Origin of the sequence: Comamonas avium (assembly GCF_014836675.1) — a bacterium.
In the GTDB taxonomy this organism is placed as follows: Bacteria; Pseudomonadota; Gammaproteobacteria; order Burkholderiales; family Burkholderiaceae_C; genus Comamonas; species Comamonas avium.
In genome coordinates, this window is the sequence record NZ_JACSQK010000009.1 from 64,332 (window position 1) to 76,177 (window position 11,846).

An 11,846-nucleotide genomic window follows, 5' to 3' on the forward strand; every position below is an offset into this window, starting at 1 on the left:
AACAGCCAATCCCATAAATTAGGTAAGTACTCGTTGGCAGAGATCAGGGCTGAAGTTGTAACGCCCATGGCTATAGGCTTTTGACTACTGACGGGCGGTAGTAAGAGGGAGTAAAAAACTAGGTAGTGACAGCTTGTAAGCAGTGCAATGGTTTGAAGGAAAGTCATGACCCCGAGCCAGCAAGGCATCTCACAGCCATATAAGTGGGAAGTGTCGGCAGGAGGCTGTACTCCAGCGATGTCTCAGTGGCCCGACTTCATGGTTGGTCAAAAGAGCAAACCTGTCCGCGTATTTCTGGTGGACGATGATGTGCACCTGCGTCATGTGGTGGAGCGCGAACTGATGGCGGACCCTCGCGTGCAACTGGTGGGGCAGACAGGTGGTTTGCGAGAAGCCAAGCGTGCGATGCGGCAAGAAGTATTTGACGTGCTCCTGGCCGACTTGAATTTAGAGGATGGCTGCGGTCTGGAGCTGATTAGCCTGCAACGCTCTATTCGGCCTGCTGCAGAGACCATCATTATTTCGGTCATGGAGGGTGATGCGCAGTTGCTGCGTGCCATAGAGCAAGGGGCTGCCGGGTATCTGGTGAAGCACTGCTGGTTTGGAAGCTATGTTCAGGCAGTTTTGCAGGTCGCCAATGGCGGTGCATCCATTACCCCGCATGTCGCGCGCCGTTTGCTGCAACGGATGCGAAGCAATACGCCTGAGCCCAAGTGCACCGACAGCGAACAATTATCTGGACGAGAGCGCGAAATTTTGCGTCACGTAGCCAGTGGGTATACCAGCCAAGAAATCGCGGCTCAATTGCTGATTACTTCTATGACTGTTAACACGCACGTGCGTAATATTTACCGGAAACTGCAAGTCAAAAGTCGCGCGCAGGCAGTGCGGGCTGCGTTGCTGCATGGTTTGCTTTGATTGTTATGTGGCAACCAGTTGCTTGGCGGGGGTGGCACATGCTCTGGGAGATTGCAGCCCTGTGGTTTTTCAATGTGGCTGTATTGCTGTTTTGCCTCTGGATACTTCCGCCTGATTTTGAGCAGACGGGCTGGATGCATTGGCTGGTAGTCTTGCTGCTGCAGAGTTTATGTGCAGCGGTTTTTTTTCTGCTGTCACGAAAAGCGATACGCTGGAAAAAGCGTAAAAGTCAGCGCACCTCACCAGAGGTCAAGGCGGAACGCGCACGCATCGCACAGGATTTACACGACGGAGTTGGGGCGCACCTGTTTCAGGCACTGGCTTTGCTGGATGCACGGAATGCCTCTTTCGAAGACGTTCGCCACAGCATTGAAAATGCCATGTGGTGTTTGCGTGTGGAGATGGAGTGCTTGGACGATGTGGATGCGAGTTTGATTGAGCGTCTGGCCATGATGCGCTGGCGTCTGCAGCCGTTGCTGCAAGCGCGAGGGGTGTCGATGGACTGGCAGATGCCAACAGGCGAGAGTGACCTCAGCCCGCATGCCAACCAAGGGTTGCAGCTGGCCATGCTTGCCCAGGAGGCTATCAGCAATGCACTCAGGCACGCGCAATGCAAAGTGCTGCGTATCAGGCTGACATGCCATGAAGCTACGTGGCAGCTAGAGATTGCTGATGACGGATGCGGCTATCAGCCATCACTTGACGATGACAGCTCACAGGAGTGTGCCGGGCGAGGGCTGCAGAGCATGCGCACCCGTGCCCAACAAGCATGTGCTGTGCTGTCCATTGATGCGCAGGCCGGGCGCGGTACGCACGTTGGCGTGCAATGGAGTGCTGTCCGCTAAGTGCCACAAGAGCATGCGGCTCAAGTGACCAATGCTCAGACTGCCGCTATGCTTAGCTGAGCACTAACCGGCGAACTCACGCCCTGACTTTGCCCTCCTATGCACATTGCTGAAGAACTTACTCTGCCCTGTCAGCCTCGTGTCCTGGCGCTGTTAATGCGTGAGCTGCTCAGTGATATGCCTAATTTGCGCCGGGTGAACCAGCTTTTTGGTGGTGACCCGGTTCTGGCTGCGCAACTGATGGAATGCGCCAACGCCAGTGCTTATCAAATGCAGGGCCTAGTGCGTGGCATTCCGCAGGCGATTACGTTGCTGGGTGACAGGCAGTTGCGGGCATTGTTGAAAAAAGCCCAGACGGGTATGACCTTGCGGGCCAGACCGGGCCTGGATATGGTGCAATTTGTACGTGTCAGCCATGCCAGTGCCAAATTGGCGCGCAGTCTGGCTGGCTTAACGGGGCTGGATGCCAGTGCGGCCTATGTGGCGGCTTTGCTGCATGGAATTGGCCAGGTCTTTATGCACCAAACGCAGCCAGAGCGCGTAGCTGCGCTGAATGTGGAAACCAGCGTCTGGGATCCACGCCGGCCTCGTCTGGAGGTGCGTCACTGGGGCTATAGCGCCAACAGTACAACGGCAGCTTTGCTGCGGCAGTGGAATCTGCCTGCCGACGTGATTGCCGCGGTCAAGGCCATGGAGGCGCCGATGGAGACGGCGCAGTTTGATCCGATGGCGGGCGTTTTGCATCTGGCGGTGTGGTGCAGCCGTGTCAAACACTGTGGCTGGAGTGAGCGCACCGTGGCAGATGCTTTCCCCGTTGACGTGGCGTTAGCGCTGGGCGTGGATGTGGACGTGGTCTTGCAGCAGGACGCGGCAGACTGGAGCCAATCCTTGTATTGATTGCTTGCAGCTGTAAAGCAGATGACGGCCAGAGCGCTGAAAAGTCAAAAAGCCATGCGCAGCTTGGCGTAAAAGGATGACAAGGGCACCCAGGTAAGCGCTGTCATTGTTGTGCAGTTAAAACCTGAAGCTGTCCTATGTCTGAGCATCCGCCAACCTCCTCAGGGAAGCACCGCCTGCAGGAGCCATCAACCCAGCCGGTTGCTCCCCCTCCAAAGTCCAGTCACCACAACGAGATACCGCCTTCTGTGCTCGATGACAGAGGCTTGCAGGCGCTGGCGGCGATGGTTCCGGGCCTGCGCTGGCTGGTGGGGCTGCTGATTGCTTCCGTCATCATTGCGGCCCTGTATTTTGGGCGCGATATCTTGATCCCCCTTGCCTTGGCGGTACTGCTGGGTTTTTTACTCGACCCTGCGGTCAGTTTGCTAAAGCGCTGGGGCTTGCCGCGCATGGCAGCAACGTTGCTGGTGGTGGCCCTGTCGCTGGGCGCTCTGACTGGCATGGGGTTTTATTTGGGCAAGCAGGTGCAGTCGCTCAGTGCTGACTTGCCCACCTACCAAAACACCATCAAGCAAAAGCTCAGGAACCTGCGCACGCTCAGCAGTGGCCCCGGCGCGTGGGATGGTGCCCTCAAGACCTACAACGCGGTGGAGGGCGAAATTTCTGCCGCCAGCGCGCAGGCCGAGCGCAGCCAGCCGCGCGTGCAAAAAGTGGAAGTGATCCGCGAAGATGGCAAGCCACTGGAGATTGTGATGAAGTGGCTGGGCAAAGTGAGCGAGCCTGTTGCCATGGTGGGCATCGTGCTGCTGTTTGTGATTTTGATCTTGCTGGACAGGGATGACCTGAGGGACCGGCTGCTGCGCTTGATGGGAGGGAACATGCATGTGGCCACCGATGCTTTGGATGAAGCGTCGGAGCGCATTGGCAAGTACCTGCGCATGCAGTTCATTGTGAACGTGACTTATGGCATCCCCATGGCGCTGGGATTGTGGCTGATTGGTGTGCCCGGGGCCATTTTGTGGGGCGTGCTGGCCACCATCATGCGTTTTGTACCCTATGTGGGGCCCATGATTTCTGCGGTGTTTCCGATAGCACTGGCTTTTGCTGTGGCTCCCGGCTGGGATATGTTGCTGTGGACGCTGGGGCTGATTTTGGTGCTGGAGCTCATCAGCAACAATGTGGTGGAGCCGTGGCTGTATGGTGCCAGCACTGGCCTGTCGACGCTGGCCATCATCATGGCCGCTACGTTCTGGACAGCCTTGTGGGGCCCTGTGGGCTTGATTTTGTCGACGCCTTTAACGGTGTGCTGTCTGGTATTGGGCCGCTATTTGCCGGGGTTGCAGTTCATGGAAGTGCTGCTGGGCAGCCAGCCAGTACTGGACGCGCCGCACCGTTTGTATCAGCGCTTGCTGGCAGATGACGTGCACGGTGCGATTGACGTCGTGCAAGATGCCATTGCTCAGCGCATGCCAGTCAAACCCACAGCCGCAGACAAGGGGCAAGCGCTTGTGCGGTTTTACGGCGATGTAGCGCTGCCAGCTTTGCAGCTGGCCTACAGACACCACTCGGAAAGGGCCACAGTAGGGCATCGTATGCGCTTGTCCAATGGCATGGAGGAGGTGCTGGAGGAGTTGCAGGATGAGTTTCCTGCGCAGCCTTCATCTGCTGGTGCAGGCCTGAATGGGCGTGTGCATTGCGTGGGTGCGAGCTGGGAGGTGGATGCGCTGGCAGCACGCATGGTCTCGCACAGTCTGAATCTCCACGGTATTCACGCTAGCTGCACTGGTCATGCCTTGACGACCACTGTCCGGCCAGATGAGACGCAAGACTGGGCCGATGTGCAGTGGCTGGTTGTATCGGCTTTTCATGTTCAGCCGCAGGCCATGGTGCGCCAGCTTGTGCGCAGGTTGCGTCGCCGTCACCCCAACATGCCAGTCATTTTGGCGCTGTGGAATGCCACGCCAGCGGTTTTGACCACCGATTTTGTGGAGCGTACGGGGGTGAACGCAGTGGTCACCAGCATGCAAGAGCTGGTGCTGCGCATGCAGCAATTGCTCTCTCCTGAGCAAGTGGCGCATGGGTATGTGCCGGCTCCATTGCCGGAGCATGACGATGAACGTGTGCAGCATTTGCAGCGCAGTGGTGCGCTATTGCCTGTGCATTGGCCTGCGTATAAGCAGCTGGCTTTGAAAGCGGCGAATGCATTCGATGTGAAGTACGCGCAAGTGTCGCTGGTGGATCACAACTGGGTGCATACGCCGGGCAGCTTGCTGGCGAGCAGTGACGGGGCGGACGGGCAGGCAGGCCTGCCCCGGGACTTATCGATTTGCGCTTATGTCGTGCACGAGGGTGAAGACGTGGTTGTGGAAGACGTGGCGCGGGATCCGCGCTTTGCTGATAACCCAGTGCTGACCGAAGCGCACGTGAAGTTCTATGCCGGGGTGCCGCTCAAGAACCAGCAAGGCATGGTGCTGGGCAGCCTGTGCATCATGCATGACATGCCGCGACGCATGAATGCCTCGGACATGGATGCCCTGCACGACATGGCTAAAGATTTGATGGAGCGTTTGCGAGAACAGGGACGTGTCACGCAAGAGCCCGCTGCCCCCGCACCGCCAGCGTCATGACTGCCGGGCAACCGTACGCCGCAGATGTATGGTTACAGGCTGCTGTGCAGCATCTCCTCGTAGTCGTGCGCACTGGCCGTGCGTGGGTTGGTGCCATGGCAGTGGTCTTTGAGCGCACCGTCTATCACCTGGGCAAACCATGCAGGCTCTACACCCATGGCGGTCAAGCCTGCGGGCAACCCAAGCCGTGCATTCATGTCACGGATGGCAGCGGGTATGTCGCTGGCACGGCTCAGGCCCATGGCGTGTGCCATTTTTTCAAGCCGCTGCTCGCGCTGCACCGAATCTGCCTGTGCGTTAAAACGTACCACGGCGGGCAAAAACATGGCGTTGAGCGTGCCATGGTGCAGGCGTGGCGAGATGCCGCCCAGGCTGTGACTCAGGCTGTGGACGCAGCCCAGGCCTTTTTGAAAGGCCATGGCGCCTTGCATGCTGGCGCTCATGAGCTGGCGGCGCGCCTCGGCGTCCTGCCCATTGCGTGTAGCGCGTTCGATGTGCGCCCAGCCACGCGTCAGGCCGTCCAGTGCAATTCCGTCGGCGGGGGGGTTAAAGGCTGCTGACATGAAAGTTTCCATGCAATGAGCCACCGCGTCCATGCCGGTGGCCGCTGTGAGCATGGGGGGCAGGCCATAGGTCAGTTCGGGGTCGCAAATGGCCGCCTTGGGCACCAGGTGCCACGAGTGAAAGCCCAGTTTGCGGTGGTCTTGGACGATGATGATTGCGCCACGTGCTACTTCGCTGCCAGTGCCGCTGGTGGTGGGGACGGCAATGATGGGGGCCACGGCCTCGGTGATTTTTGCAGAGCCGCCTTCAATGGTGGCGTACATCTTGAGTGGGCCTTCGTGCGTGGCGGCAATCGCCACGCCCTTGGCGCAGTCAATGGCGCTGCCTCCGCCAACGGCAATCAATCCATCGCAGTGGTGCTGCTTGTACAGGGCGGCGGCCGCGTGAACCGCTGCCTCTGTGGGGTTGCTGGGGGTGCTGTCAAAGACGGTGACGGGCAGATCACCCAGTGCATCCAGTGCCTTTTGCAGCACTCCGGCGGCTTTGACGCCCGGGTCGGTCACGACCAGCGGGCGTGTGATGCCTACGCGCTGGCATTCCTGCGCCAGCAGGCGCACGGCACCAAAGTCAAACTGAATGTGCGTGACGTAATTGATAAAAGCCATATCCTGCCCCCAGCCCCGTGGTGTTCAAACAGACCTTATTTTGGACAAGTGGGGGGTGGATGACCAGCTTGGCAACCCTCAGGCAAGGCTGCGTTGGGTCACGCAAGGGACAATCCACTTGCCTGCAGCGGCCCTGTGATTGCTGCATGATGTGCAGCTTTGTGATTGCTGCTTGCGTGCTGTGAACGACGAAAACGATCTGAATCCCCATCCCCTGACCCCTGCCATGCGCGATGTGCTGCGTCGCATGCGACGTGCCAACCGCCCGCATCTGCATACCTTGTCTGCGCAGCAGGCACGTGTCGCTTATGAAGCGGGCGCGGGTGTGCTGGAAATTGCCAAGCAGGCACTGCCCCGTGTAGAAGACATACGTATTGCCGCACGCGATGGCACTGCATTGCCTGCACGCCTGTATGCGCCAAGCACCTGTGCGCCTTTGCCTGTACTGCTGTACCTGCATGGCGGTGGCTTCACCATTGGCAGTGTGGCTACGCACGATGTGCTTTGCCGCCAGCTGGCGCATCTGGCGGGTTGCGCCGTGGTGTCGCTGGACTACCGGCTTGCGCCGGAGCACCAGTTCCCCACGGCCATTAACGACGCGTGGGATGCCCTGCAATGGCTGGCTGCTCACGGAGACACGCTGGGGCTGGACACCCAGCGCATGGCCGTAGGCGGTGACAGCGCAGGCGGCACACTGGCTGCCGCCTGTGCGATTTTGGCGCGTGATGCAGGCCTGAGCCTGCAGCTGCAATTGCTGATTTACCCCGGCACCTGTGCCCACCAGGATACGGATTCGCACTTTCGCTATGCCCACGCACTGGTGCTGGAGCGCGAAGGCATTCTCTGGTTTTTTGACCAATATGTGCGCAATGACGCAGACCGCGAAGACTGGCGCTTTGCACCTTTGCTGGCTCCTGATGTTGAAGGCGTGGCACCGGCGTTTTTATGCCTGGCTGAGCTGGACCCCCTGGTGGATGAGGGGGTGCAGTACGCCGATATGCTGCGCATGGCCGGGGTGCCGGTGGATCTGGAGATCTACAAAGGCGTGACACACGAATTCATCAAGATGGGCCGCGCCATTCCTGAAGCGCGCCAGGCCCATGCCGACATGGCCGCTGCATTGCGCGCGGCACTGGGCACATCGCCCACTGTTTGAACTGCACCAGAAAGAGAACCACATGCTCCCTCAAGACTTTCGCTGCCGCCATCGCCTGACCGTGCGCTGGGCGGAGGTAGATGCCCAGAAAATTGTCTTCAATGCACACTATCTGATGTACGCCGATGTGGCGATCACAGACTACTGGCGCCAGATGGCTTTGCCATACGCCCAAAGCTGGGGCCATCTGGGCGGCGAGCTGTTTGTCAAGAAGGCCACCGTCACTTACTTTGCATCAGCACAAATGGGCGATGTGCTGGACATTGGCATTCGCTGCGTCAAGCAAGGCAACACCTCGCTGCAGTTTGAGGCGGGCATCTTCCGGGGTCAGCAATTGCTCAACACAGTAGAGCTGGTGTATGTGTTTGCCGATGCGCAGCGCCAGCCGCAACCCGTGCCGCAGCAATTGCGCGACATGCTGACCGCGTTTGAAGCAGGTCAGGAGATGGTGCAACTGCGTTCGGGCAGCTGGAACGATCTGGGTCGTCTGGCTGAGCGCTTGCGCATGGAAGTGTTTGTCAAAGAGCAGGGCGTTCCAGCTGAGATCGAAATGGATGAGTTTGACCCTGTCTGCCGCCACGTTGTAGCGGTAAACGGGCTGGGCCATGCCGTGGGCACAGGCCGCCTGATCACCGATGCCCCCGGTGTGGCGCGCATTGGGCGCATGGCCGTGGCGCGTGAAATGCGCGGCAGCCGCGTGGGTCGCCAGGTGCTGGATGCATTGATGGCTGCTGCACGCGAGCGTGGTGACAAGGAAGCCGTACTGCATGCGCAAGTGCATGCGAAAAACTTCTACGCTCGCGCTGGCTTTGTGCCTGAAGGCCAGGTGTACGACGAAGCCGGCATTGACCACATCACCATGCGTCTGAAGTTTTAATAGCTGCATACGCTCAATAACAAAGGGTTTCAGATACTTTTGATCTGAAACCCTTTGTCGTATAAGCGATGGCTGCTCTTAAATTTTGAATGCCTGCACGCTGTGCGCCATGTGCACGGTTTGATCGTGCAGGCTGGCGGCAGCAGCGCTGGACTCTTCTGCCAGGGCCGAGTTCTGTGACATGGCGTGCTCCAGCTGGTTGATGGCCTGGGAGATGTCTGCCATGGCCGCGTTTTGTGCGTGGGTCGAGCTGACAATTTCACGCATGTGGTCTGTCACGTTGCCTGACGCCTGCTGCAGCAGATGCATGGCGCTGAGTGCCTCCTTGCTTTGCGCTGCTCCCACGCCGATAGATTGTTCCGAGGTCTCAATCAGCTGGCGGATCTGCTTGGCAGACTCGGCCGAGCGCAGTGCCAGACGACGTACTTCTTCTGCAACCACGGCAAAGCCACGGCCTTGCTCCCCGGCACGGGCGGCTTCAACGGCAGCATTCAACGCCAGCAGGTTGGTTTGAAAAGCCAGACTGTCCACCACGGAGACGATGTCCGAAATCTGCTCCGACTGCTGGCTGATGGAAGCCATGCTCTGCGCCAGCTCGTTCACTACGTGCTGGCCTTTTTGTGCGGCCTGCGTGGCGTTGCGTGTCATGGTGTCCGCCTCTGAGGCCAGAGCGCGGGCTTGCTCGACAGTGGCCAGCACGCGGCCAGCCGCATTGGCGGTTTCTTCCAAAGCGCTGCAAGCGGTTTCAGTGCGCAAAGACAGGTCGCTGCTGCCCGCCTCAATTTCCTGGCTCGCCGTCTGTACCTGTGTTGCGCTGTGGCTGACGGTGCGCACAATCGCATTGAGTTTCAGAATAAATTCTTTTAAATCCTGCGCCAATGGCGTTTGAACAGATTGATGGTGAATATTGAGGTTGAATTTGTCGCCGTCGTGAATGGCATCTACAAGGCTTTGCAATTCAATGCCTTGCAAATAGGATTCAGACATTTTCTTGACGATTAATATTTCAACAGCAGTCTGCACAATGACAAATGCGGCGTGCAGAACAATTTTTGCAAAATCCGCTTCAGTGGTGCAGTAAATGCCGTAGCCCCAGGCTTGCAGGCGGTCAAATAAAATATGGTGAATGGCAAAAAAAGCAGCGCAGGCCAGTATGACCCGCCATTGGCGGTACACCATGACCAGTGCCAGCGTGACAAAAACACCAAAGTGAAATTCCAGGGTGCCCAGCGACACCTGAATATGCAAGACAACGGCAGCGCACAGCAGTATCGGCAGCACATAGCGCGCCAGTGCTGTGCCGCTGCTGGTAAAGAAAACCACAGCAGCCAGACCTATGAGGCTGGGGCCGGCAATCAAGGCTATATCAACGCTGGAGTAATGCCAGCCAATTGGAATGGCCAGTAGCGCATAAATGCTGATCAAAATCAGCATCAAACGGTCTGCCTGGCGGCTGACGTCCGTCAGTGCCTCTTGCGTATTGGTTTTTTTGCTTGAATAGCTGAACGAAGACGAGTCTTTTTGAATTGCAAATGAATTCATGAGAAATGCTGAAAGCTTCAATCAGAGATAGAAGCTTTAATGGGTAAAGTAGTAAATGAATGCAGAGGCTCTGAATTTAAATATTTAACATTTATTGGAATAATATAAATATTAATTTCAAGGGAGTCTGCAGCCTTAAATCATAGCAGTGCGCGAGATTTTGTTTTTTCGTCCCTGGCAAAGGGGAGTTAATCGTGGGGGCAGATTGTTAATAAATGACAAATAAGCACAAGTTTCAATTTTGAGTTAATGCAGCCAGATTGGCCAGCTGCAGGCGCTGCAATGCCAGAGCCTGCAGCTGCTGCGCAAGGCCTCCTTCAATGGCGGGGTGCAGGGCCAGATGGCTGCGCAGCAACTGCAGCAGGGCCTGTGCTTCTTGTACCTGGGCGGTGTTCAGGATGGCTACGGTCATGCCTCGGCGTGGGTGTGCTGTCAGAAGGCCCTCATGGCACAGCAGCTTCATGGCTTCGCGCACGGGTGTGCGGCTGACTCCCAGGCTGCTGGCAATCTCTCCATCCAGCAAGCCCGTGCCGGGAAGCCATTCGCCCTGCAAGATGCGCTGGCGCAGGCGATCGGCAATGGCCGTGCTCAGGGATTGGGGCTGGAGGGGCAGGCAGGCAGTCATTCACGCACGGGCGCGCGTTGCACGCGCCACTTTCACAGATAAAGGCGGCGATTGTCTGTGAGGTGCCGGGTGTGTGCTGCAACGCCGCGCAATGGGCGGAGCGCTGCAGCGGTTTTGCCCTGTGGCTTATGCGCGGCTGCGGCCCCAGCTCATGACGGCAGTGCCTGCAATGGCCATGGCCCCGCCCAGCAGCATGGGGGTGTCAATGCGCTCGCCCAGCAAAAAGGCAGAGATCACTACGCCAAACAGCGGCACCAGCGTGATGTAGCCTGAGGCAGCGCCCGCGCCCAGCGCTTTGACCCCGTCAAAATACCAGGCGTAGGCCAGTGCAGTGGCGCCAAACGCCAGAAAGAGCAGGGCCACCCACGCTGTGGTGCCGCTGTCAACCGCGCTTGCCAGGCCGCTGGGGCCTTCCACAATCAGGCTGCCTGCCAGCAAGAGCAGGGCGCCAATGGTGCTGGTGACGGCGGTGGTCGATAGCGCATCTACCCCCGTGAGCATCCAGCGGCCAATCAAGGTGTAGAGCACCCAGCAGACCACGCAGCCCAAAATCAGCAGCTCGCCAATACCCATGGCACCTTGCAAGATTTCAAGTGGTTTGCCGTGCGAAAGGACAACCACGGCCCCCACCACAGCCAGCAGCATGCCTGCGGCAATGATGGCGTTCAGGCGCTCTTTAAACAGCCATGCAGCCATCAGCAGTGTCATGACGGGGTTGAGTGTGATGACCAGCGCGGCTTTTCCTGCTGGCAGGTGCTGCAGGCCTGACAAAAAGAATGCGGCATAGCCAAACACGCCTGTGGCGCCCGCTGCGGCCATGCCCAGCCAGCGCTGTGCGCTCCAGCTCCTGAGCTGGCTAAAGCCGCCTGCCCAGTACATCCACGGAATTAGCACCATGGCAGCCAGCACAAAGCGCAGGCATGCGCCTGCCAGTGGCGGCATGGATTGCGCAATGATGCGCCCTGCAGGCCATGATGCCCCCCATAAAACGGCCATGCCGATAAGCCGCAGGTGCGGGCCAAAACGCGGATGTGATTGCATAGGCATGACTATGCACCAGCGCAGCTGCGCGGCGCAGCAAAACATGTCGCTCAGGCACGGTGCCTTGCGCTGCAATGACGCTTTAGCGCATTACGGCAAAGCGCAGACAGCTATGTTTTTATAGGCTCATATTTCGCTAAGAGCGCATG

The 11,846-nt window shown here is 58.3% G+C and carries 10 protein-coding genes; 6 read left to right on the plus strand and 4 right to left on the minus strand.

Annotated features, from left to right (window positions below; genetic code table 11):
* Positions 1-237: 237 nt before the first annotated feature.
* The 4 genes from H9646_RS16540 to H9646_RS16555 all read left to right on the plus strand — a co-directional run bounded on the left by H9646_RS16540 (position 238) and on the right by H9646_RS16555 (position 5,287).
* Positions 238-918, plus strand: coding sequence for a LuxR C-terminal-related transcriptional regulator (locus H9646_RS16540; protein WP_225561073.1), 681 nt, complete (start codon positions 238-240; stop codon positions 916-918).
* Positions 919-956: 38 nt separating this feature from the next.
* Entirely contained in the window at positions 957-1,763 is an 807-nt protein-coding gene (locus H9646_RS16545; RefSeq protein ID WP_191724495.1) for a sensor histidine kinase, read from the plus strand.
* Between the two features lie 99 nt (positions 1,764-1,862).
* Positions 1,863-2,660 (plus strand): HDOD domain-containing protein, encoded by a 798-nt coding sequence (locus H9646_RS16550; RefSeq protein WP_225214278.1) that lies wholly within the window; start codon positions 1,863-1,865, stop codon positions 2,658-2,660.
* A 284-nt stretch (positions 2,661-2,944) separates the two neighbouring features.
* Positions 2,945-5,287, plus strand: coding sequence for an AI-2E family transporter (locus tag H9646_RS16555; RefSeq protein WP_225214285.1), 2,343 nt, complete (start codon positions 2,945-2,947; stop codon positions 5,285-5,287).
* 32 nt (positions 5,288-5,319) lie between these two features.
* Here the strand turns inward: H9646_RS16555 and H9646_RS16560 are convergent, their stop codons facing one another.
* Positions 5,320-6,456, minus strand: coding sequence for an iron-containing alcohol dehydrogenase (locus tag H9646_RS16560; protein WP_191724498.1), 1,137 nt, complete (start codon positions 6,454-6,456; stop codon positions 5,320-5,322).
* 226 nt (positions 6,457-6,682) lie between these two features.
* Between H9646_RS16560 and H9646_RS16565 the strand changes: the two genes are divergently transcribed.
* Both H9646_RS16565 and H9646_RS16570 read left to right on the plus strand, forming a co-directional pair.
* Positions 6,683-7,612 carry an alpha/beta hydrolase gene (locus H9646_RS16565; protein WP_191724578.1) on the plus strand — a complete coding sequence of 310 codons (930 nt, stop codon included), beginning with the start codon at positions 6,683-6,685 and terminating at the stop codon, positions 7,610-7,612.
* A 22-nt stretch (positions 7,613-7,634) separates the two neighbouring features.
* Complete coding sequence (locus H9646_RS16570; protein ID WP_191724499.1) at positions 7,635-8,489, plus strand: GNAT family N-acetyltransferase; 855 nt, start codon at positions 7,635-7,637, stop codon at positions 8,487-8,489.
* 78 nt (positions 8,490-8,567) lie between these two features.
* Here H9646_RS16570 and H9646_RS16575 read toward each other — a convergent pair whose 3' ends face one another.
* The 3 genes from H9646_RS16575 to H9646_RS16585 form a co-directional block, all read right to left on the minus strand.
* Positions 8,568-10,031, minus strand: coding sequence for a methyl-accepting chemotaxis protein (locus H9646_RS16575; RefSeq protein ID WP_191724500.1), 1,464 nt, complete (start codon positions 10,029-10,031; stop codon positions 8,568-8,570).
* 235 nt (positions 10,032-10,266) lie between these two features.
* Complete coding sequence (locus tag H9646_RS16580; RefSeq protein WP_191724501.1) at positions 10,267-10,656, minus strand: GntR family transcriptional regulator; 390 nt, start codon at positions 10,654-10,656, stop codon at positions 10,267-10,269.
* 126 nt (positions 10,657-10,782) lie between these two features.
* Positions 10,783-11,703 (minus strand): DMT family transporter, encoded by a 921-nt coding sequence (locus tag H9646_RS16585; protein WP_225214279.1) that lies wholly within the window; start codon positions 11,701-11,703, stop codon positions 10,783-10,785.
* Between the last annotated feature and the right edge of the window lie 143 nt (positions 11,704-11,846).